The following is a 20,546-nucleotide window of genomic DNA, read 5'->3' as shown; positions in this document are numbered from 1 at the left end:
GTCTTCTTTTCCTCCGAACAAGCCCCGACATGTTCAGACCTCTCTTCGTATTTATTGGCACGCGTTATACCCGTGCAAAGCGTCGCAATCATTTTGTGTCGTTCATTTCCTTGACCTCGATGATCGGGCTCGCCCTTGGCGTTGTCGTGATGATCGTGGTGCTTTCGGTGATGAACGGTTTCGATCATGAGATGCGCACCCGCGTGCTGGGCATGGTGCCCCACGCGACCATCGAGTCGGGTGAGCCCATCAGCGACTGGCAAAGCCTGGCCGCCAAGGTCAAGCAGAACCCCAAAGTGCTGGCGGTTGCGCCCTTCACCCAGATGCAGGGCTTGCTGACCAACGACGGCAAAGTGCAGAAAGTCCTGCTCAATGCCATCGATCCGGCACAGGAACGCAACGTCTCGATCATCGATAACTTCATGCAACAGGGCAAACTGGACGACTTGTCGCCCGGCAGCTTTGGCATTGTTATCGGCGACAAGGCCGCGGCCAAGCTCGGCGTGAGCATCGGCGACAAGCTGACCTTCGTCGCGCCGGAAGTCACCGTGACCCCGGCCGGCATGTTCCCGCGCATGAAGCGTTTCACCGTGGTCGGCATCTTTCATGTCGGCGCCGGTGAGATCGACGGTTACCTGGGCTTGACCAACCTGACCGACCTGGCCCGCCTGCATCGCTGGAAGCCGGACCAGGTGCAGGGCCTGCGCCTCAAGTTCAACGACCTGTTCGACGCGCCGCGTACCTCGTGGGAAATCGCCCAGCACCTGGGTGAAAACCAGTACTACGCCCGCGACTGGACCCGTACCCACGGCAACCTGTACCAGGCCATCCGCATGGAAAAAGCCATGATCGGCCTGCTGTTGCTGCTGATCGTCGCCGTGGCGGCCTTCAACATCATCTCCACGCTGGTGATGGTGGTGAACGACAAGAAGGGCGATATCGCTATCCTGCGCACCCTCGGCGCCACGCCGGGGCAGATCATGGCGATCTTCATGGTCCAGGGCACGGTGATCGGCGTGGTCGGCACCCTGATCGGCACCGTGGTGGGGATTCTCGCTGCGCTGAACGTCAGCGCCGCCATCGCCGGGCTGGAAGTGTTGATCGGCCACAAATTCTTGAACTCCGACGTCTACTTCATCGACTACTTGCCGTCCCAGGTGCAGAGCCAGGACGTGTTGATGGTCGGCGCCGCTGCGTTGGTCCTGAGTTTCCTTGCCACCCTGTATCCAGCCTGGCGCGCGGCACGTACCCAGCCGGCGCAGGCTTTACGTTATGAGTGAATCGGGCATGAGTGAAAAAGCAATCCTGAGCTGCCGCAACCTGGGCAAATCCTACGAGGAAGGCCCGGAATCCGTGGTGGTGTTGTCCAACCTGCAGTTGGAACTGCACCCGGGCGAGCGCGTGGCGATCGTCGGCAGTTCTGGTTCCGGTAAAAGTACCTTGCTCAACCTGTTGGGCGGCCTTGATACGCCGTCCCAGGGCAGCGTTTGGCTGGCCGGCGAAGAACTGTCGGCCCTGGGCGAGAAGGCCCGCGGCCAGTTGCGTAACCGTTCGTTGGGCTTTGTGTATCAGTTCCACCACTTGCTGCCTGAGTTCACCGCCCTGGAAAACGTCTGCATGCCGCTGTTGATCGGCAAGACCGCGATCCCGGAAGCACGCCAGCGTGCCAAGGCGTTGCTGGAGCGGGTCGGCCTGGGCCATCGCCTGGAGCACAAACCGGCTGAACTGTCCGGCGGCGAGCGCCAGCGTGTGGCGATTGCCCGCGCCCTGGTCAACAACCCGGGCCTGGTGATGCTCGACGAGCCTACCGGCAACCTCGACTCCCACACCGCCCAGGGCATCAAGGACTTGATGCTGGAACTGAGCACCCAGATGCGCACCGCGTTCCTGGTGGTGACCCATGACATGAGCATGGCCCGTCAGATGGACCGTGTGCTGCACCTGCAGGAAGGTCATCTGGTCGCCATCTGACCTGTTTCAAGCCCGGCGCCTGACGCCGGGTTTTCTATTTTTTCAACGGTGCCCGCGAATGTTCAGACCGTTATCGATTTTCATCGGCACGCGCTATACCCGCGCCAAGCGCCGCAACCGTTTTGTTTCGTTTATCTCGATGACCTCGATGATCGGCCTCGCCCTGGGCGTGCTGGCGATGATCGTGGTGTTGTCGGTGATGAACGGCTTCCAGCGGGAAATGAGCTCACGCATCCTCGGCATGGTGCCCCATGCGACCATCGTTGGCGTGAAGCCCATCAGCGACTGGCAGCCGGTGGCGGATGCGGCGATGAAGAATCCTGAAGTCACCGCTGCGGTACCGTTCACACAGATGGACGGCATGCTTTCCTACAAGGGCGCGATGCAGCCGATCGAGATCAGCGGCGTTGATCCGGCCCAGGAAGGCAAGGTGTCGATCGTGGCCCAGCATATTGTCCAGGGCCATCTGGAAGACCTGAAACCGGGCGAGTTCGGTGTGGTGATTGGCGAAATTACCGCTCGGCGTTTCCGCCTGAACGTTGGCGACAAGCTCACCCTGATCGTGCCGGAAATCAGCAGCGCACCCGGTGGCATTACCCCGCGCATGCAGCGTCTGAACGTAGTCGGTGTGTTCAAGGTGGGCGCCGAACTGGATGGCTCCATGGCCCTGATCCACATGGCCGACGCGGCAGAGATCCAGCATTGGGAACCGAACCAGGTGCAAAGCGTGCGCCTGGCGGTGAAAGACCTGTATGCGGCGCCCAAGGTCTCGGCGGATATCGCCGCCAGCCTTGGCGCTGACTACAAGGCGGACGACTGGACCCACACCCAGGGCAGCCTGTTCAGCGCGATGAAGATGGAAAAGACCATGATCGGCCTGCTGTTGCTGATGATCGTTGCCGTGGCGGCGTTCAACATTATCGCGACCTTGATCATGGTGGTGAACGACAAGGGCGCCGACATTGCGATCCTGCGCACCATTGGTGCCACGCCGCGGCAGATCATGGCGATCTTCATGGTGCAGGGCACGGTGATCGGCATCGTCGGTACGTTGATCGGCGGCATCCTCGGCGTGATTGCGGCGCTGAACGTCAGTGAACTGGTGGGTTGGCTGGAGCGGGTGACCGGGCAGCATATCTTCAGTTCGGACGTGTATTTCGTCAGCAACCTGCCTTCGGAATTGCAGGGTGGGGATGTGCTGCTGATTTGCTCGGCGGGGTTTGTGTTGAGCTTTCTGGCGACGATCTATCCGGCGTATCGGGCGGCGAAGATCGAGCCGGCGCATGCCCTCAGGTATTCGTAGTTCTTAAGACCGCTATCGCAGGCAAGCCAGCTCCCACATTTGACCGAGTTCGCCAGAACAACTCAGTCTAATGTGGGAGCCGGGCTTGCCCGCGATGAGGCCGGAACAGCTTGCATCAATGCCCTAGCGGCAACTCGATCACAAACCGCGTCCATCCCGGCCCAGACTCACAGAAGATCCGCCCGCCATGGGCCCGCACAATCGACTGTGTAATCGCCAGCCCCAGCCCCGCGTGCTCGCTACTCCCTTCATGCCGAGCCGGATCTACCCGGTAAAACCGGTCAAACAGCCTTGGCAACAACGCCTCTGGAATGCCTTCCCCGGTGTTTTCCACACTCAACCTCACCCCTTGCACACCCTCGACAACCCGCACACTGACTTCGCCCCCCGCCGGCGTGAACCGCAATGCGTTATCCAGCAGATTGGAAATCGCCCGGCGCAACATGCTGCGGTCACCTGAGGTATTGGCGCCGCCTTCTTGAACCAGGCGCACCTGGACGTCCTCTGCCAATGGCGCAAAAAACTCCAGCAAGGCATCCACTTCGTCCGCCAGCATCAAGGTTTCGCGCTTGGGCACCAGCAGCCCATGGTCGGCTTTGGCCAGGTACAACATGTCATTGACCAACTGCGCCATCCATTGCAGTTCTTCCAGATTGCTGTGCAGGGCCTCGCGGTAGTCCTCCAGCGGCCGTGGCTGCGTGAGGATGACCTGGGTCTGTGTCAGCAGATTCGACAGTGGGGTGCGCAACTCATGGGCGATGTCGGCAGAAAACGCCGAGAGCCGCTGGAACGCATCATCCAGGCGCCCAAGCATGGCGTTGAAGGACTGGGCCAGCTCCGCCAGTTCGGCGGGCATTTGCTCCTGGGGCAGGCGCTGGGTCAGGGAGTGGGCGGACACGCTGCTGGCCACTTCGCTCATGCGCCTCAAAGGGCGCAAGCCGCTGCGGGCGGCCCATGCACCGAGCAGGGCGGTGGCCAGGGCGGAAAGGCCGACCGTCAACCAGATCAGATGCTGCATGCGTTGCAGGAAGTGTTGGTGGTGGGTGATGTCGAGCATCAGCGTCAGTCGTGGAGAGTCAGGGTCACCCGGAACAAGTGGCGCGTTGTACACGCGGTAGTCGGTCCCGGCGTTCTGCATGCTGTGCAGGCCCGGCGCCCGGGGCAGGGTGATGCCGGGTGCACCGTCGAACCAGCGTTGATCGCCTGAGGTGATGCGCAGGGCTAGGTCAGGCTGGCGATTGAGTTCGTCCCGTAGCTTCACTTCTCGTAAGGCAAACAGCTCAGGCGTGTAGGCACCCTGCAATGTGCTGCGCAGCGCTACCAGCTTGCCGTCGAGCAACTGCTGGTCCAGCTCGATAAAGTGCGCCTCGCTGGCGTGGTTGAACAGCACGCCGGCCAACAATGAAACCACGGCGGTGCAGCCGGCAAACAGCAGCGCCAGGCGGCTGGCCAGGGAAATCCGTTTCATCAACTGAACCGTTCCTCGAGCACATAGCCCATGCCGCGCACGGTATGGATCAACTTGTTGGGGAAGTTATCGTCGACTTTCAGGCGCAGGCGGCGGATCGCGACTTCGATGATGTTGGTGTCGCTGTCGAAATTCATGTCCCACACCTGGGAGGCAATCAGCGATTTGGGCAACACTTCGCCCTGGCGGCGCAGCAGCAGTTCCAGCAGGGAAAACTCCTTGGCCGTGAGGTCGATGCGTTGGCCGTCGCGCTCCACCCGGCGGCGGATCAGGTCCAGGCGCAGGTCGGCCAGTTGCAGGCTGGTTTCCTGGGGCGGGCTGCTGCCACGGCGCAACAGGCTGCGCACTCGGGCCAGCAGCTCGGAAAAGGCGAAGGGCTTGACCAGGTAGTCGTCGGCGCCCAGTTCCAGGCCGTGCACCCGGTCTTCCACGGCGTCCCGCGCGGTGAGGAACAGCACCGGCATATCGAGCCCGGCACCGCGCACGGCCTGGAGGATTTGCCAGCCATCACGGCCCGGCAGCATCACGTCGAGGATCAACAGGTCGTAGTCGCCGGTCAGTGCAAGGTGCTGACCGCTGATGCCATCGGCCACCAGTTCGGTGTTGAACCCGGCCTCGGCCAGACCCTGGCGCAGGTAGTGGCCGGTTTTCGGTTGGTCTTCGACGATCAGCAGTTTCATGGGCGGCTCATGGCTTTACGTAAACACAGACTTTATACAGCGCACACCCGGCGGTAGGCTCAAGCTGACAAAGTTGTAATCTGGCCGTCAGTTGGCTGGCAGCGGCGCGTTCGTAAAGTGTCCCACAGACTGATTCCGAACCTTTGGAGTGTGAGCATGTTTTTGCGTAAATCCTGGCTGTTGGCCGGCTGCCTGATGGCGCTGAGTCTTCCGGTGCTGGCGTCCCCGGCTGAAACTTTCGCCTTCGGTGAAGCTGCACCGGCCGCCAAGGCCACCCGTACAGTGGAAGTGGTGCTGCAGGATATTTCCTTTTCGCCCAAGGCCATCGATGTAAAAGCCGGTGAGACCGTGCGCTTTGTGCTGGTCAACAAAGGCCAGTTGCTCCACGAGTTCAACCTTGGCGACGCCGCCATGCACGCGGCACATCAGAAAGAAATGCTGCAGATGCAGGCCAGCGGCATGCTGACCGCGACAGGCATGGGCAAAATGGACCACAGTGCGATGGGCCACGGCGACATGGGCGGCATGAAACACGACGACCCTAACAGCGTGCTGGTAGAGCCGGGCAAGACCGCCGAACTGACCTGGACCTTCACCAAGGCCACTGGCCTTGAGTTCGCCTGCAACATCCCCGGCCACTACCAGGCGGGCATGGTGGGCAAGCTGACGGTCAGCCAATAAGCAAATGGGGTGCAAAGGCGGGTAGAATGGCCGCGTTTATTTAGCCAGGTTTCCGCCATGCATCCCGCAGCCGAACATTCGCCGCTGGGCAAGTCCAGTGAATACATCTCCACCTACACCCCTTCGTTGCTGTTCCCGATCCCTCGCGCCGCCAAGTGGGCCGAGCTGGGCCTGAGTGCCGAGACCCTGCCGTATAAAGGCGTGGACTTCTGGAACTGCTTCGAACTGTCCTGGCTGCTGCCTTCCGGCAAGCCCGTGGTGGCCATCGGTGAATTCAGCATCCCGGCCGACTCGCCGAATATCATCGAGTCGAAATCCTTCAAGCTGTACCTCAACTCGTTGAACCAGACGGCGTTTGCCGATGTGCCGAGCCTTGAAGCGACCTTGCGCACCGACCTGAGTGCAGCCGCCGGCAAGCCAGTAGGCGTGCGCATCCGCAGCCTGGGTGAGGTTGAAACCGAAGGTGTGGTCGCTTTGCCGGGTGTGTGCATTGATGACGTGGACATTACCGTCAGCAACTACGAGCACCCGCGCCCGGAACTGTTGCGTTGCGATGACTCGCGCGTGGTGGAGGAGAGCGTCCACAGCCATCTGCTCAAGTCCAACTGCCCGGTGACCAGCCAGCCCGACTGGGGCAGCGTGGCGGTGGAGTACCGTGGCGCGGCGCTGGATCATGCCAGCCTGCTGGAGTATCTGGTGAGCTTCCGCCAGCACTCGGACTTCCATGAACAGTGCGTGGAGCGGATCTTTCTCGACCTGCAACGCCTGCTCAAGCCGGAAAAATTGACGGTGTATGCGCGGTACGTGCGTCGCGGCGGGTTGGATATCAACCCGTATCGCAGTACGGAGGCGGTGGAATTCCAGAACCTGCGCCTGGCTCGCCAGTAGCCTTCACACAAAATAAATGTGGGAGCGGGCTTGCTCGCGAAAGCTGTGTGTCAGTCACCAGGTGTATTGACTGACCCACCGCTTTCGCGAGCAAGCCCGCTCCCACATTGGGTAGGTGTCCGGCTTTTAGATCCCGATGTTGCCCAGGGTCACGACGATATTGCGCAAGGTCCCGGCAATTCCCGGGTGGTCCAGCTCAAAGCGTTCCACCGCCAGGTTCACACCGTCGGCGATACTCGGATCCTGAATGGCGCCTTCCAGCGGCTCCTGAACTTCCAGTTCAGCAATCAATGTTTGCAGCTCTTCGCGCTTTTCGAGTGGCATCTCTGGATTCTGATCCAATTGCTCGCGCAAAATTTTGACCTGTTCTTGCAGTTGTTCGCGGGCAGGCATGGCGTTCTTCCTTTTATCGATAGGCACTGGCATAGACCGCGGCACGCCGTGAAAGGTCTACGGGCTGACCTGTAGATTAATCCACTGGCGCCGACTGTGCATGATCTCGATCAGGGCTTCTCGCCTTTGAGCTGGCGCAGGCTGATGTCTGCCAGGCAGGTGTGCAGTTCGCCGAGGTGGTCAATCACCGAATGCACGCCCAGGCCATACAGCGCGACAGTGGCCTTGGCACGCTTATGCTCGCGTTCCTTTTCGCTGAGTGCCTGCCATTGCTCCGGGGAAAGCCCGCACAGTGAGCCGCAGGAAGCCAGGCCAATGGTCCACAGGCCGGCGTTGAGCCCGGATTGCAGCAGGCGCGGCTCGCCGCTGACCAGCACGCAGCCTTCCAGGCGCTCGATGTTCAGTTCCATCAAAGCCTGCCAGCAAGCGTGGGGCGCGGGCCAGCGGGTGGAGGAGGGCTGGGTGGCCTTGATCCAGCGGGGTAGCCCGGCGGCCAAGGGTGTGGAAACCGACAGAGGGAGCTCGTCCAGCCACGCACAAGGCACACGCTGTTCTTCGAGGCTGCGCAGGATCTTCAGGGCGCCGACGGTGGCGTGGGGGTCGATTGAGGGCGCTGAGTCCGCGCGGGCCTGGGAACCAAAATCCACCAGGCAACCACTCAGCCCGAACAATACGGCCGTCAAGGACGGGGCGCTGGCAGCAACAACTTCGGCGTGGGGCATTTCGACGTCCCTGAAATAGCAGTCACGCTAGCGGACGCCGATGACAAGCAGGTTACATCGGTTCTATTTGTAGGAATTTTGTGCATTTACCGGAATGACATTTCTGCAAGGCTGCCTAATCTGACACTTCCGTCATATACTGACGGCCACATTCAGGGCATAGCGCCCATGACAGACCATTCAAGGAGTTCAAGCTATGCGCTGGAGCCAATGTCTAGCTCAGCTATCCGTATGTGCCAGCGTATTGCTGGTTCCTTTCGCGGCCCAGGCGGCCTCGGAAGATGATCCATGGGAAAGCGTCAACCGCCCGATCTTCACCTTCAACGACACCGTTGACACCTACGCCCTCAAGCCATTGGCCCAAGGCTATCAGTTCGTGACCCCGCAGTTCGTGCAGGACGGCGTTCACAACTTCTTCCGCAACATCGGCGATGTCGGCAACTTTGCCAACGACGTGTTGCAACTCAAGCCGCACGCTGCCGGCGTCGACACTGCCCGCTTGCTGGTGAACACCACGTTCGGCGTGCTGGGCTTCATTGATGTCGGCACCAAAATGGGGCTGCAACGCAATGACGAAGATTTTGGCCAGACCCTCGGTCACTGGGGCGTTGGCAGTGGTCCTTACGTAATGCTGCCACTGCTGGGCCCAAGCACCCTGCGTGATGCGCCGTCCAAGTACGTGGACAGCTACACCCAGCCCTACCGCTACATGAACGACATCGGCTGGCGCAACAGCACCTTCGGCCTGAATATCGTCGACACACGTGCCAGCCTGCTGTCCTCCGAGAAGCTGATCAGCGGCGACAAATACACCTTTATCCGTAACGCCTACTTGCAGAATCGCGAGTTCAAGGTCAAGGATGGCAAGGTTGTAGACGACTTTTAAGCCTGGGGCTTAAATGAAGAAGGCGGCCCTCGGGTCGCCTTTTTCGTGGGCGGGATTCGAGGTTTATCCGTGAGTTACGTCCTTACTTTAAGTCGCGGTTTTATACGTTCTTATAACCACCGGTGATTTGCGATGTAAAGACGCCCGGCGACCATCGCCATGAGCTTGAAACCCCTGGCGGATGGGAGTACCGTCTGCGCCTTAGAAGGGCACCTCTGCTTTACCTTTGTGCACGGGAAATATCCCGGCGTTTTGTAGGACAGAGAGGCTAGAAAGCGAATCCAGTAGTAAGCCCGGCCATTGTCGAGCTGCCTACGCCAACCTAATTCTGGCGCCGTTTGCCCACATGCAGAAAACCAGTGCCACGCTGCTGATAATCGATGACGACGAAGTAGTGCGCGCGAGTCTCGCGGCCTATTTGGAAGACAGTGGCTTCAGTGTCCTGCAGGCCAGCAACGGCCTCCAGGGTCTCCAGGTGTTCGAGCGCGACAAGCCCGACCTGGTTATCTGCGACCTGCGCATGCCTCAGGTGGGCGGCCTCGAGCTGATCCGCCAGGTGACCGACATTGCCCCGCAGACGCCGGTGATCGTCGTGTCCGGTGCCGGCGTGATGAACGATGCTGTCGAGGCCTTGCGCCTGGGCGCCGCCGACTACCTGATCAAGCCCCTGGAAGACCTGGCCGTACTGGAGCACTCGGTGCGTCGTGCACTGGATCGTGCACGGTTGCTGCTGGAAAACCAGCGTTACCGTGAAAAGCTCGAAACCGCCAACCGCGAACTCGAAGCCAGCCTGAACCTGCTCCAGGAAGACCAGAACGCCGGTCGCCAGGTGCAGATGAACATGCTGCCGGTGAGCCCGTGGAGCATCGACGAGTTCAAGTTTGCCCACCAGATCATCCCGTCGCTGTACCTGTCGGGTGATTTTGTCGATTACTTCCGCGTTGATGAGCGGCGTGTCGCGTTCTACCTGGCCGACGTTTCCGGCCATGGCGCCTCCTCGGCATTCGTGACCGTGTTGTTGAAATTCATGACCACACGGCTGTTGTTCGAATCCAAGCGCAATGGCACCTTGCCGGAGTTCACCCCGTCGCAAGTGCTGGGCCACATCAACCGGGGCCTGATCAGCTGCAAGCTGGGCAAGCACGTAACGATGGTCGGCGGCGTGATAGATGAAGAAACAGGTCTTTTGACCTACAGCATTGGCGGTCACCTGCCATTGCCGGTTTTATACACTCCAGACAGTGTGCGCTACCTGGAAGGGCGTGGTTTGCCGGTGGGCTTGTTCAATGAAGCCACCTACGAAGACCACATTCTGGAACTGCCGCCGACATTCAGCCTGACGCTGATGTCTGATGGCATCCTGGACCTTTTGTCAGAGCCTACACTCAAAGAGAAAGAAGCCGCCTTACCCCAACGGGTCAGGTCGGCGGGCGGCAGCCTGGATGGCCTGCGGCAGGTTTTTGGATTGGCCACGCTAGGGGAGATGCCGGATGATATCGCCCTATTGGTGTTGAGCAGGAATCTTTGATGAGTACCGGAAGAATCCAATTCGCCGAGCAAGACGGGACTTTTGTCCTGAAGTTTGTCGGTGAAGTGCGCCTGACCTTGTGTTCAGCGCTGGATGCGACGATTGAGCGGATTTTCACAGCCTTGAATTTCTCGGCGATCGTGATCGATCTGACCGAAACCCGCAGCATCGATAGCACCACCCTTGGGCTGTTGGCCAAGTTGTCCATTCTGTCTCGGCAGAAGGTCGGACTGCTGCCGACCGTCGTCACCACCCACGAAGACATCACCCGTCTGTTGCAGTCCATGGGCTTCGATCAAGTGTTCAACATCGTTGACCGCCCGATCCCGTGCCCGGAATGCCTGACCGACCTGCCGTCCCAGGACCAGTCCGAGGAAGTGGTACGGGTCAAGGTGCTGGAAGCCCACAAGATCCTGATGGGCTTGAACGACTCCAACCGCGAGGCGTTCCACGACCTGGTGAATGCGCTGGAGCGCCATTGAGTTTATAGCTGCCTCTTTTAAAAAAGAGCCAGGCACGAAAAAGGGCGGTACCCGCGAGGGTACCGCCCTTTTTGCCGTCGCCCGTTTTTAGAGCTTGGCGGTCAACAGCGCTTCGAGTTTTTCCTGGTCGCGGGCGAACTGACGAATGCCCTCGGCCAGTTTCTCGGTGGCCATCGCATCTTCGTTGGACTCCCAACGGAACTGCGCTTCGGTCAAGTGCACACGAGCTTCGCCCGCGTGGCCTGGTGCCAACTTGCGCTCCAGCTTGCCGTTGTCGGCTGCCAGTTTTTCCAACAGGTCCGGGCTGATGGTCAGGCGGTCGCAACCGGCCAGCTCTTCGATCTGGCTCAGGTTACGGAAACTCGCACCCATCACCACGGTCTTGTAGCCATTGGCCTTGTAGTAGTTGTAGATGCGCGTCACCGACTGCACGCCCGGATCATCGGAACCGGTGTAGTCGTTGCCGTTGGCCTTCTTGTACCAATCGTAGATACGGCCCACGAACGGCGAAATCAGGAACACGCCGGCTTCAGCGCAAGCCACGGCCTGGGCGAAGGAGAACAACAGGGTCAGGTTGGTCTGGATGCCTTCCTTTTCCAGCTGCTCGGCGGCGCGGATGCCTTCCCAGGTGGAGGCGATCTTGATCAGCACGCGGTCACGGCTGATGCCGGCCTTGTCGTACAGGTCGATCAGACGGTGCGCGCGCTTGAGTACGGCGTCGGTGTCGAACGACAGGCGGGCATCCACCTCGGTGGAAATGCGGCCCGGCACCACTTTCAGGATTTCCTGGCCGACGGCCACCGCGAAACGGTCGCTGGCCAGGCCTACATCGCCGTTGCAGTCGGCAACAGCCTCGTCCAGCAGCTTGGCGTAGCCTGGGATCGACGCGGCCTTGAGCAGCAGGGAAGGGTTGGTAGTGGCGTCTTGTGGCTTGAGCTTGGCGAGGGTAGAAAAATCGCCGGTATCGGCTACTACGGTGGTGAATTGCTTGAGTTGTTCCAGCTTGGAAGTCATGGGCGTGCTCTGTCCTGTGGGTCTGATGACATTACCCGAGCGCTGACAGCCGCTCAAGGGCGCAAATGCATTCGATCGTTTGCGAGGGCAACAACCTGAAAACAGCCGTTTGAAACACCGGCCACTGCTAACTAGGAGGCCAAAACCGCCGGCAGGTTCAACCCGACTGCCCGATGACCACCCCGCTCAAACTGTGGGAGCTGGCTTGCCTGCGATGAGGCCCTCAAAACCACACCAATCTCCCTGATGCGCCCCCATCCAAATGTGGGAGCGGGCTTGCTCGCGAAAGCATCGTATCAGCCACCCAATAAACCCACTGACACCCCAATCACCGCCCCTCCAACAATTCCCCGGCCTTATCCAGCAACGCCAGCGGATCACTGGCCTTATGAATATCCACCGACAACAACTGCCGAAACTTGCGCGCCCCTGGGAAACCGGTCCCCAGCCCCAGTGCGTGGCGCGTAATGTGGTGCATCGAGCCACCTGTTGCCAGGTGTTCGGCTATATAAGGCCGCAACTGCGCCAGCGCCTCCGCGCGGGTGATCACCGGCGCAGTGCTGCCAAACAGCTGTTGATCCACCTCGGCCAGCAAATACGGATTGTGATAAGCCTCACGGCCCAGCATCACGCCGTCGAACGTCTGCAAATGCTCCTGGCACTGCTCAAGGGTCTTGATCCCACCGTTGAGAACGATCTCAAGCTCCGGGAAATCCTGCTTCAACTGCGCCGCCACGTCGTAGCGCAATGGCGGAATGTCCCGATTTTCCTTCGGAGACAGACCTTCCAGGATGGCGATTCGCGCATGCACGGTGAAACTGGTGCAGCCCGCGTCTTTCACCTGGCCGACGAAATCGCACAGCTCGGCGTAACTGTCCCGGCCGTTGATGCCGATCCGGTGCTTAACCGTGACAGGGATCGATACCGCGTCCTGCATTGCCTTCACGCAATCCGCCACCAAGGCCGGGTGGGCCATGAGGCAGGCGCCGATCATGTTGTTCTGCACCCGGTCGCTGGGGCAGCCGACGTTGAGGTTCACCTCGTCGTAGCCGGCGTCCTGGGCCATGCGGGCACAGGCGGCCAGGTCAGCCGGGACGCTGCCGCCCAACTGCAAGGCAAGTGGGTGCTCTGCCTCGTTGTGGCGCAGGAAGCGTTCGTGGTCGCCGTGGAGGATTGCGCCGGTGGTCACCATCTCGGTGTAGAGGAGGGCGTTTTTGGAGAGAAGGCGCAGGAAGAAGCGGCAGTGTCTGTCCGTCCAGTCCATCATCGGGGCAACAGAGAAACGACGGGAGAACGATGGCGTTGGTGCTATAGGTGAGGACATTAGGATCTGAGGTGGATAAGGCGAAGGGCGGATAGTTTAACAGGAATGTGCCTGCTCCCGTGGCGGTCAGTGCCAGAGCTTCCGCCGCCCTGGCGCCGTTCCAACCTATTTCTTCTTTTTGTCCGGCGCTTGAGTCAGCGCCGACGCTGCGACAGATTTTACATCCGGCGGAGTGCTTGGATCCGCCAGCAGCTTGGCTGCCTTTGAAGCGACGCTTTCGCTGGTTTTTTCGTCTTTAGCCATTACTTGAGCTTCCCTGTACGTAGGTCGCAGGATCATCTGAATTGATGCCCCTTCGGCTTTAATATGTAGGAGCTAACTGTTGATATCGCCAATCAGAATATGTGCCGGGATAATTCGTCGCCAAAACGACATCAAGCTGAACCAATCCTGTCGTACGGCAAAGTTTCATAATTCCCACTGACATTGAGGTCTACGCTCGCCTCATAAGCGTATATGCCTACGCGTCCAGCCAAGGGAACTGAAAAATGATCTCCAATCTCGTCAAGGTCGTGATGGTCGCTGGCACTTTGCTGTTGAGCGCTTGCTCGACTGGGTCGTCGAACGTGAGCAGCGACCCTTGTTTCAGCGGGGGATGCCAGGCCTTTGGCGACCACAGCCCCAGCAAAGCCGCCAAGATGAATTTTGGGGGCAACGCGCTGGGGAGTAGTTACGGGGAGTATGGTTCGGGGTTGATGCATGATGACTGACTGAGCGGGTGGGGCAGTCATTTACTCAGTGACTGACCCACCGCTTTCGCGAGCAAGCCCGCTCCCACATTGGATCGTGGGAGGGCGTTAGTGGCCGCCTTTCATGCGTCGGGCGATCAGGTAGATGCCCAAACCTACCAACGCTGTTGCAGCACCGATGTATCCAGTGCTGGTCCACCCATACCCCGCCGTAATCGCCATCCCACCCAACCACGGCCCCAGCGCATTCGCCAGGTTGAACGCCGCGTGGTTGGACGCCGCCGCCAGGCTCGGCGCTTCATGAGCAATGTCCATCAAGCGGATTTGCAGCGGCGCGGCCATGGCGATCATGGTGCCGACCAGGCCGATGCCCACCAGTACGCTCCACAGCGAACTCGCGGCGAAGGTGAAGAAAATCAGCACGGCCATCGACCACACCATGATCCAGCCCACCGCGCGAAATTGCAGGCGATCAAACAGTTTGCCGCCGGCGATGTTGCCGATGATGCCGCCTACGCCAAACGCAGCCAAACCGAATGGAATCCACTGCGGCGATACTTTGGTCACTTCGAGCATGGTCGGCGCCAGGTAGCTGAATACGCAAAACATCCCGGCAAAACCAATAGCGCCAATGGACAGCGCCATCCACACCTGCGGTTTGGTGAAGGCGCGCAGTTCTTTGCGCGGGTCGCTGCGGGGTTCGTCGTGGCGATCCGGTACGAACTGCCAGACCAACGCGATGGTGCACAGGGCAATCACGCTGACCAGTGCAAACGCCGAGCGCCAGCCCAGGTGTTGGCCGAGGAAGGTGGCGATGGGGTTGCCGAGCAGCATGGCCAGCGTCAGGCCCATCATTACGCGGGCCACGGCGCCGGCGCGTTTGTCGTTGGGCACCATGCTGGAGGCGACCACGGCGGCGATGCCGAAGTAGGCGCCGTGGGGCAGGCCGCTGATGAAGCGGAAGGCCACCAGCGAGCCGAAGGTCGGGGTGAAGGCGGTGGCGAGGTTGCCCAAAGCGTACAGGCCCATCAGCAGCAGGAGCATGTGTTTGCGCAGCAGCTTGGCGCCAAGGATGGCCAGCAGCGGGGCGCCGACCATTACGCCCAACGCGTAGGCACTGATGGCGTGGCCGACCTGGGGTTCACTCAAATTCAAATTGTGGGCGATGTCGGGCATCAAGCCCATGATGGCGAATTCGCCGGTGCCGATCGCGAAGGCGCCCACGGCCATGGCAGCTTCCATTTTGGCGGCGCTGCGCGCGGGCAGCACGTGCCCGGGTGTTTGCTGGATAGTCATGGGTAACTCTGTTTGGAAGAAGTGCACGAAGGACAGCCGCCGATGCTACGCAAGCAGCGACGAAGCTGTCTAGAACAGCCTTATGCCGCAGAGTTCAGTTTCATCAAGCGGCCTGTGACCCCACGTCGCGCCTGTCGCGCTTGACACTTGGGCGTTAAAACCCGCGATTTAGAGCTGTCAATTGGCCAAACAGCGCATACCGGCTGTTTGCCGTGATATTCTGCGCGCCGTCTTGGTCTAGTCTTTCTCCGGTGCGTACACCCGTATACGTCCCGGCGGTTGGCTGTCGTCCAGGTAGCTGAAGCCAATAATGATAAGAAGTCAGCGCAGAAGGGACATAAAAGTGAGGTCGATACGTCGGCCTTGTGTGCCCACCCTGCGGTCCTCATGTGAATGTGCAAACCCCGCGGTGCGTTGCCTGGCGCAGCGTGATTGAGGGTTGCCCATGATCAGGGGCGGTGGGGCGGATGGCGTTTTATCATAGGTGCTACTGATGTTTAAAAAAGTAAACACTGCCCTGCTGGGGCTGGCTTTGTCGATGGGGATCACGTCCGTTCACGCGGAAGAGGCAAAGAAAGTCGATGTGCTGCTGATCGGCGGCGGCATCATGAGTGCGACCCTGGGTGTGTGGCTCAACGAGCTGCAACCGGACTGGTCGATGGAGATGGTCGAGCGCCTCGATGGCGTGGCCGAAGAAAGCTCCAACGGCTGGAACAACGCCGGTACCGGTCACTCGGCTTTGGCTGAGCTGAACTACACCCCGGAAGACAAGAACGGCAACGTTGAAATCCCGAAAGCGGTCGAGATCAACGAAGCGTTCCAGATCTCCCGTCAGTTCTGGTCCTGGCAGGTTCAGCAGGGCGTCCTGAAGAACCCGCGTTCGTTCATCAACTCCACTCCGCACATGAGCTTTGTGTGGGGCGATGACAACATCAAGTTCCTGAAGAAGCGTTACGAAGCGCTGCAAGCGAGCCCGCTGTTCGCCGGCATGCAGTACTCCGAAGACCCGGTGCAGATCAAGAAGTGGGTCCCGCTGATGATGGAAGGGCGTGACCCGAACCAGAAAATCGCGGCCACCTGGACCCCGATCGGTACGGACGTGAACTTCGGCGAGATCACCCGCCAGTTCGTCGCTCACCTGCAAACTACGCCGAAGTTCGACCTGAAACTGTCGAGCGAAGTGCAGGACATCACCAAGAACGCCGATGGTTCGTGGCGTGTCAGCTACAAAAACCTGAAAGACGGCACCAAGACGTCGACTGACGCCAAGTTCGTGTTCATCGGCGCGGGCGGCGGTGCACTGCACCTGCTGCAGAAGTCGGGCATTCCTGAAGCCAAGGAATACGCAGGCTTCCCTGTTGGCGGTTCGTTCCTGGTGACCGATAACCCAACGATTGCCGAGCAGCACCTGGCCAAGGCCTACGGTAAAGCGTCGGTTGGCGCACCGCCGATGTCGGTTCCGCACCTGGACACCCGCGTGCTGGATGGCAAGCGCGTGATTCTGTTTGGCCCATTCGCCACCTTCTCGACCAAGTTCCTGAAAGAAGGCTCGTACCTGGACCTGCTGACCAGCACCACCACCCACAACATCTGGCCAATGACCAAAGTCGGTATCCGCGAATACCCACTGGTCGAGTACCTCGCCGGCCAACTGATGCTGTCGGATGACGACCGCTTCAAGGCGCTGCAAGAGTACTTCCCGAACGCCAAGCAATCCGACTGGCGCCTGTGGCAAGCCGGTCAGCGCGTGCAGATCATCAAGCGTGACGAAGAGCAGGGCGGCGTCCTGAAACTCGGTACCGAAGTGGTCAGCTCCGCCGACAACACCATTGCAGGCCTGTTGGGTGCATCGCCAGGCGCGTCCACCGCGGCTCCGATCATGCTGACCGTGCTGCAGAAAGTGTTCAAGGAACAGGTTGCGTCCCCGGCCTGGCAGGAAAAGCTGCACCAGATCGTGCCTAGCTACGGCACCAAGCTGAACGACAGCCCTGAAGCTGTTGCTAAAGAATGGGCCTACACCGCCAACATTCTGCAGCTGACGCCTCCGCCAGCGATTCCGCAGCTGACTGCTCCAAAAGCCACCGAGGCTGCCAAGCCTGCGGCTGAGCCGAGCAAGCCAGCTTCTGACCTCGCACTGTAAGACGTCGGTGAGGTCCTGATTCAGGACCAAACCGATGTAAAAAGCCCGCTGAACCGGTAACGGTCAGCGGGCTTTTTGTTGGCTGCGAATCAAGCGTCTTCAGTGCAGTTCATGTCCAGGTAGGGCTGGATATCCACCGCATCAATCAATTCCTCGGGCAGGTAACGCCGGGCGTATTCAAGATAGATCCCCGAGCGCAGGAACAGGTCGAAAATCTCCGGGTCGATGTGCCGATCCTTTTTCATAAAGCCCATGATCTTGATCGCCTCCGACAACTTCTTGCCCTTTTTATAGGGCCTGTCGACGGCTGTCAGTGCCTCGAAAATATCCGCGATCCCCATCATGCGTGCCGGCCAACTCATCTGTTCGCGGGTGAGACGCTTCGGGTAGCCGTTGCCGTCCATTTTCTCATGGTGGCCGCCAGCTATTTCCGGGACTTGCTGGAGGTGACGCGGGAACGGCAGTTTTTCCAGCATGCTGATGGTCTGGATGATGTGCTCGTTGATCTTGTAGCGCTCTTCTTCGGTCAGGGTGCCGCGGCTGATACACAGGTTATAAAGCTCCCCGCGGTTGTAGAGGTGTTCCGGAACCTTGACCTTGAAGCCGTACGGATTGTCATCACTCAGGGTTTCGCGGCTGCTGCGCGGGAACAGGTGATCGGCACGATCTGCCAATAAGGGTTCCATGGTTGGAAGTTCTGCTTCGGCCGAACGTTGTTTACGGGCACTTTCTTCGTTGGAAACGCCGATACGGTCCGAGAGGGTGCGACGCCACGTGTAGTTGGCCAGCTTCTGCACGCGTTCAACACGGTCCGGCGCCATAAACTCTCCGCCAATATTGCACTGGGCCACAAAGGCAAAATCGTCATCCAGTTGCGCGAGCTTCTCAGCCAGTTTTATTTGCAATGTTTCGGCCGCACCTCCAGCGGCGATACTTTTCCAGTAGTCGAGTTCGGCGTCGCGCTTGAGCACTTCGAAACGCATCCGCACTTCATGGATACGGTCGTACAGCGTTTCAAGTTTGGTGGCTTTATCCACCACATATTCAGGCGTGGTGACTTTGCCGCAGTCGTGCAGCCATGCCGCGATATGCAGCGCCTCCCACTGCTCCTCATTGAGCGCGAAATCCTTGAATGGCCCGTCTCTTTCAGCACAGGCCGCGTGGGCGAGCATCTTCGTCAGCTCAGGTACGCGCTGGCAGTGGCCGCCGGTGTAGGGGCTCTTGGCATCGATTGCGCCGGCGATCAGCTGGATAAACGACTCCAGCAAGGTCTTCTGCTCATCGATCAGGCGCTGGGTGTTAAGGGCGATGGCGGCGGTGCTCGACAAGGCTTCCACGAAGGCCATTAGCGAGGGTGTCAGTCGCCGTTCGTTCTCATCCACCAGCAACACGAGGGCGCCCAGCAACAGGCCGCTGCGGTCCTTCAGCGGTAAAGCCCAAAGCGTCAGTGAGGTTTGGATATCCTTCAGAAAACCAAAATGAGTCTGCAGTTGTTCCCGGCTCAATCGCGCAGGCTTTGCCTGGGGCGTATTGAGTGCCTGCACCAGTGGGTGGTTCGGGTTGTCGGCCAGTTCAATCGGCTTGCCCTCGGCGGTTTCCTGTAACTCATTGCCCCAACGCACTCGCGCCACTTTCAAGTGGCCGGCATTGGCATCGGCCAGATAGATCAAGCCGCCTTTGGCACCGGTGGTCTCCTGCATTTCCATCAGCAAACGCGCCAGCAGGTTCTGGAAGTTGGTCTCGCTGGACAGCACCGTCGATAGTTCCAGAAAGTGCTGAATGGTGGACTTCATGCTGCCCATGGCATGTGCCAGGTCGATGACCTCGGCGATGTTCGATTTAACCTGCGTTGATGCCTCAAAGTTGAATTGTTCTATTTGCGTAGCCTGATGGGTGAGTGCCGCCAACGGCCGGGATGCCGCACGGGACATGGCCAGGGCCACCAGGATACTCACGACAAGAAACGCCAGGGAGATGAACAAGCCGTGATTGCGGGTGGCAATCGCATTGGCCATCAGCTCTCGATACGGCGTTGTCATCCATAGGGAAAGATTTTCCGTGCCCGCCAACGGCAGTTCAACGCGCATGCCTTGCCATTCACCGTCGCGGGTACCGAGGCTTAATCGGTCGTTGTGTTGGGTGGCCGCGGCCGCCACAAATTGCTGAGTCACCGGCAGGCTTAGCTCATCCAGGCGCGCCAGGCGATTTTCGCCATTGCTGTTCGATATCAGCCGCGAACCTTTTTCAGAGCTGATCACCTCGTTTTTATGATTGAGGATGGTCAGGTGTGAGCCCGGGGTGATTTTGGCCGACTGCAGAAGTTGGTCGATAGACTGCAAGCTGATATCGATGCCAGCGACCCCGGCACCATTTTGCGTAGGCTGAGCAAAACTGACCCCTACGTCCTCGGTGCCGAAAAACGGGTATGGCTGGGTTGCAAACAGCTTTCCTGCGGATTTCGCGCCTGTGTACCAGCTGCGGGTGCGGGGATCGAACTGGTTGGCTGGATCAGCCCGGCGCTCCATCACGGACAGGTCGGCGTTCAAGTAGAGATACTCGCCGACAGGTTTGCCATCGTGTGCCTGGATGTTCTGCAGGGTCCAGGCGGTGCCTGTTGGCGGTGCCAGCCTTGGATCTCGTGCAGGGTTTTCATCCCCGCGAAACAGCATGAAAAAATCGCCATTGCCGTATCCCATGTAAACCCCTCGCACCGCCGGCTGCGCCTTCAGCATCGTCACCAGGAAGGGCAGGCTGTCGAGGCGTTCATCCAGGGTGGTGGCGTTCATCAGGCGCTGCTGTGACAGCAGGCCAACGGTGAGCTGGGCGGGTCCGTACAGGTTCTGCAACTCTTTGAGGGTGAGCTGGCCGGCGATCTCGAAGCGCGAACGGGCCTCATCGGCCATGAACCGCTTGGTCTGCAGGAATTGATAGCTGAGGTTGATCAGCGCAAAAAGCAGCAGCAACCCGACGAACAGGTAGGAAAGGTGCACATAGAGAGGGACGCGACGAGATGGCATTTTGCAGCACCCCTGCGAAATTGATCGTCGTGTGACTATAGGTCGTATTTGCGGGGCCGGCAGT

The 20,546-nt window shown here is 59.7% G+C and carries 19 protein-coding genes; 10 read left to right on the top strand and 9 right to left on the bottom strand.

Features of this window, described 5'->3' with window-relative positions:
* Nucleotides 1-29 precede the first annotated feature (29 nt).
* The 3 genes from V3W39_RS03740 to V3W39_RS03730 are packed head-to-tail and all read left to right on the top strand — an operon-like array spanning nucleotide 30 to nucleotide 3,274.
* A complete protein-coding gene (locus V3W39_RS03740; RefSeq protein WP_177075705.1) occupies nucleotides 30-1,280 on the top strand; it encodes a lipoprotein-releasing ABC transporter permease subunit in 1,251 nt (416 codons plus the stop codon).
* Between the two features lie 7 nt (nucleotides 1,281-1,287).
* The gene (gene lolD, locus V3W39_RS03735; protein ID WP_017477213.1) at nucleotides 1,288-1,971 is read left to right on the top strand and encodes a lipoprotein-releasing ABC transporter ATP-binding protein LolD; all 684 of its coding nucleotides are present in this window, start codon (nucleotides 1,288-1,290) and stop codon (nucleotides 1,969-1,971) included.
* Nucleotides 1,972-2,029: 58 nt separating this feature from the next.
* Nucleotides 2,030-3,274: a lipoprotein-releasing ABC transporter permease subunit gene (locus tag V3W39_RS03730; protein ID WP_010176339.1), complete on the top strand. Its 1,245-nt coding sequence runs from the start codon at nucleotides 2,030-2,032 to the stop codon at nucleotides 3,272-3,274.
* A 115-nt stretch (nucleotides 3,275-3,389) separates the two neighbouring features.
* Here the strand turns inward: V3W39_RS03730 and V3W39_RS03725 are convergent, their stop codons facing one another.
* Together V3W39_RS03725 and V3W39_RS03720 are read right to left on the bottom strand one after the other, a co-directional pair.
* Entirely contained in the window at nucleotides 3,390-4,742 is a 1,353-nt protein-coding gene (locus V3W39_RS03725) for a heavy metal sensor histidine kinase (protein WP_330212212.1), read from the bottom strand.
* Nucleotides 4,742-5,422 carry a heavy metal response regulator transcription factor gene (locus tag V3W39_RS03720; protein WP_330212211.1) on the bottom strand — a complete coding sequence of 227 codons (681 nt, stop codon included), beginning with the start codon at nucleotides 5,420-5,422 and terminating at the stop codon, nucleotides 4,742-4,744. Before V3W39_RS03720 ends, V3W39_RS03725 begins: the two co-directional genes overlap by 1 nt.
* 156 nt (nucleotides 5,423-5,578) lie before the next feature.
* Here V3W39_RS03720 and copI point away from each other — a divergent pair, with 156 nt between their 5' ends.
* Complete coding sequence (gene copI, locus V3W39_RS03715; protein ID WP_177045633.1) at nucleotides 5,579-6,103, top strand: copper-resistant cuproprotein CopI; 525 nt, start codon at nucleotides 5,579-5,581, stop codon at nucleotides 6,101-6,103.
* Between the two features lie 57 nt (nucleotides 6,104-6,160).
* Nucleotides 6,161-6,991, top strand: a complete 831-nt coding sequence (gene queF, locus V3W39_RS03710) for an NADPH-dependent 7-cyano-7-deazaguanine reductase QueF (protein WP_330212210.1) — start codon at nucleotides 6,161-6,163, stop codon at nucleotides 6,989-6,991.
* A 126-nt stretch (nucleotides 6,992-7,117) separates the two neighbouring features.
* On the opposite strand, the gene V3W39_RS03705 is transcribed toward queF, so the two are convergent.
* Together V3W39_RS03705 and V3W39_RS03700 are read right to left on the bottom strand one after the other, a co-directional pair.
* The gene (locus tag V3W39_RS03705) at nucleotides 7,118-7,384 is read right to left on the bottom strand and encodes a DUF4404 family protein (RefSeq protein ID WP_003218929.1); all 267 of its coding nucleotides are present in this window, start codon (nucleotides 7,382-7,384) and stop codon (nucleotides 7,118-7,120) included.
* A gap of 110 nt (nucleotides 7,385-7,494) precedes the next feature.
* The gene (locus V3W39_RS03700) at nucleotides 7,495-8,106 is read right to left on the bottom strand and encodes an HAD family phosphatase (protein ID WP_177120636.1); all 612 of its coding nucleotides are present in this window, start codon (nucleotides 8,104-8,106) and stop codon (nucleotides 7,495-7,497) included.
* A gap of 196 nt (nucleotides 8,107-8,302) precedes the next feature.
* Here V3W39_RS03700 and V3W39_RS03695 point away from each other — a divergent pair, with 196 nt between their 5' ends.
* The 3 genes from V3W39_RS03695 (at nucleotide 8,303) to rssC (ending at nucleotide 11,002) form a co-directional block, all read left to right on the top strand.
* Entirely contained in the window at nucleotides 8,303-8,992 is a 690-nt protein-coding gene (locus V3W39_RS03695; protein ID WP_029616133.1) for an MlaA family lipoprotein, read from the top strand.
* A 346-nt stretch (nucleotides 8,993-9,338) separates the two neighbouring features.
* Nucleotides 9,339-10,520, top strand: coding sequence for a two-component system response regulator RssB (gene rssB / locus V3W39_RS03690; RefSeq protein ID WP_177045630.1), 1,182 nt, complete (start codon nucleotides 9,339-9,341; stop codon nucleotides 10,518-10,520).
* Complete coding sequence (gene rssC, locus V3W39_RS03685) at nucleotides 10,520-11,002, top strand: anti-sigma factor antagonist RssC (RefSeq protein WP_003218919.1); 483 nt, start codon at nucleotides 10,520-10,522, stop codon at nucleotides 11,000-11,002. The genes rssB and rssC overlap by 1 nt, the downstream gene beginning before the upstream one ends.
* An 87-nt stretch (nucleotides 11,003-11,089) precedes the next feature.
* On the opposite strand, the gene tal is transcribed toward rssC, so the two are convergent.
* The 3 genes from tal to V3W39_RS03670 all read right to left on the bottom strand — a co-directional run bounded on the left by tal (nucleotide 11,090) and on the right by V3W39_RS03670 (nucleotide 13,583).
* Complete coding sequence (tal, locus tag V3W39_RS03680) at nucleotides 11,090-12,016, bottom strand: transaldolase (protein WP_177045629.1); 927 nt, start codon at nucleotides 12,014-12,016, stop codon at nucleotides 11,090-11,092.
* Nucleotides 12,017-12,344: 328 nt separating this feature from the next.
* Nucleotides 12,345-13,340 carry a tRNA dihydrouridine(20/20a) synthase DusA gene (dusA, locus tag V3W39_RS03675; protein WP_330212209.1) on the bottom strand — a complete coding sequence of 332 codons (996 nt, stop codon included), beginning with the start codon at nucleotides 13,338-13,340 and terminating at the stop codon, nucleotides 12,345-12,347.
* 105 nt (nucleotides 13,341-13,445) lie between these two features.
* Nucleotides 13,446-13,583, bottom strand: a complete 138-nt coding sequence (locus V3W39_RS03670; RefSeq protein ID WP_176438721.1) for a hypothetical protein — start codon at nucleotides 13,581-13,583, stop codon at nucleotides 13,446-13,448.
* 245 nt (nucleotides 13,584-13,828) lie between these two features.
* On the opposite strand from V3W39_RS03670, the gene V3W39_RS03665 reads away from it, so the two are divergent.
* Nucleotides 13,829-14,050 carry a hypothetical protein gene (locus tag V3W39_RS03665; RefSeq protein WP_330212208.1) on the top strand — a complete coding sequence of 74 codons (222 nt, stop codon included), beginning with the start codon at nucleotides 13,829-13,831 and terminating at the stop codon, nucleotides 14,048-14,050.
* 87 nt (nucleotides 14,051-14,137) lie between these two features.
* Here the strand turns inward: V3W39_RS03665 and V3W39_RS03660 are convergent, their stop codons facing one another.
* The gene (locus V3W39_RS03660; RefSeq protein WP_177130671.1) at nucleotides 14,138-15,325 is read right to left on the bottom strand and encodes an MFS transporter; all 1,188 of its coding nucleotides are present in this window, start codon (nucleotides 15,323-15,325) and stop codon (nucleotides 14,138-14,140) included.
* A gap of 493 nt (nucleotides 15,326-15,818) precedes the next feature.
* Here V3W39_RS03660 and mqo point away from each other — a divergent pair, with 493 nt between their 5' ends.
* Entirely contained in the window at nucleotides 15,819-17,465 is a 1,647-nt protein-coding gene (mqo, locus tag V3W39_RS03655) for a malate dehydrogenase (quinone) (protein ID WP_177045625.1), read from the top strand.
* A gap of 89 nt (nucleotides 17,466-17,554) precedes the next feature.
* Here mqo and V3W39_RS03650 read toward each other — a convergent pair whose 3' ends face one another.
* Nucleotides 17,555-20,482, bottom strand: a complete 2,928-nt coding sequence (locus V3W39_RS03650) for an HD domain-containing phosphohydrolase (protein WP_330212207.1) — start codon at nucleotides 20,480-20,482, stop codon at nucleotides 17,555-17,557.
* Nucleotides 20,483-20,546: the final 64 nt, after the last annotated feature.

The sequence above is a fragment of the Pseudomonas sp. Z18(2022) genome (genome assembly GCF_036346535.1).
In the GTDB taxonomy this organism is placed as follows: domain Bacteria; phylum Pseudomonadota; class Gammaproteobacteria; order Pseudomonadales; family Pseudomonadaceae; genus Aquipseudomonas; species Aquipseudomonas yamanorum_A.
This window is presented reverse-complemented; position numbering and strand designations above follow the sequence as displayed.

Excerpts from the sequence above, each read along its gene's own strand:
- V3W39_RS03705 (WP_003218929.1), bottom strand. The coding sequence starts at position 7,384 with ATGCCTGCCCGCGAACAACTGCAAGAACAGGTCAAAATTTTGCGCGAG.
- V3W39_RS03720 (WP_330212211.1), bottom strand. The coding sequence starts at position 5,422 with ATGAAACTGCTGATCGTCGAAGACCAACCGAAAACCGGCCACTACCTG.
- lolD (WP_017477213.1), top strand. The coding sequence starts at position 1,288 with ATGAGTGAAAAAGCAATCCTGAGCTGCCGCAACCTGGGCAAATCCTAC.
- dusA (WP_330212209.1), bottom strand. The coding sequence starts at position 13,340 with ATGTCCTCACCTATAGCACCAACGCCATCGTTCTCCCGTCGTTTCTCT.
- V3W39_RS03665 (WP_330212208.1), top strand. The coding sequence starts at position 13,829 with ATGATCTCCAATCTCGTCAAGGTCGTGATGGTCGCTGGCACTTTGCTG.
- mqo (WP_177045625.1), top strand. The coding sequence starts at position 15,819 with ATGTTTAAAAAAGTAAACACTGCCCTGCTGGGGCTGGCTTTGTCGATG.
- queF (WP_330212210.1), top strand. The coding sequence starts at position 6,161 with ATGCATCCCGCAGCCGAACATTCGCCGCTGGGCAAGTCCAGTGAATAC.
- tal (WP_177045629.1), bottom strand. The coding sequence starts at position 12,016 with ATGACTTCCAAGCTGGAACAACTCAAGCAATTCACCACCGTAGTAGCC.
- rssC (WP_003218919.1), top strand. The coding sequence starts at position 10,520 with ATGAGTACCGGAAGAATCCAATTCGCCGAGCAAGACGGGACTTTTGTC.
- copI (WP_177045633.1), top strand. The coding sequence starts at position 5,579 with ATGTTTTTGCGTAAATCCTGGCTGTTGGCCGGCTGCCTGATGGCGCTG.
- rssB (WP_177045630.1), top strand. The coding sequence starts at position 9,339 with ATGCAGAAAACCAGTGCCACGCTGCTGATAATCGATGACGACGAAGTA.
- V3W39_RS03660 (WP_177130671.1), bottom strand. The coding sequence starts at position 15,325 with ATGACTATCCAGCAAACACCCGGGCACGTGCTGCCCGCGCGCAGCGCC.
- V3W39_RS03740 (WP_177075705.1), top strand. The coding sequence starts at position 30 with ATGTTCAGACCTCTCTTCGTATTTATTGGCACGCGTTATACCCGTGCA.
- V3W39_RS03695 (WP_029616133.1), top strand. The coding sequence starts at position 8,303 with ATGCGCTGGAGCCAATGTCTAGCTCAGCTATCCGTATGTGCCAGCGTA.
- V3W39_RS03700 (WP_177120636.1), bottom strand. The coding sequence starts at position 8,106 with ATGCCCCACGCCGAAGTTGTTGCTGCCAGCGCCCCGTCCTTGACGGCC.
- V3W39_RS03650 (WP_330212207.1), bottom strand. The coding sequence starts at position 20,482 with ATGCCATCTCGTCGCGTCCCTCTCTATGTGCACCTTTCCTACCTGTTC.
- V3W39_RS03670 (WP_176438721.1), bottom strand. The coding sequence starts at position 13,583 with ATGGCTAAAGACGAAAAAACCAGCGAAAGCGTCGCTTCAAAGGCAGCC.
- V3W39_RS03730 (WP_010176339.1), top strand. The coding sequence starts at position 2,030 with ATGTTCAGACCGTTATCGATTTTCATCGGCACGCGCTATACCCGCGCC.
- V3W39_RS03725 (WP_330212212.1), bottom strand. The coding sequence starts at position 4,742 with ATGAAACGGATTTCCCTGGCCAGCCGCCTGGCGCTGCTGTTTGCCGGC.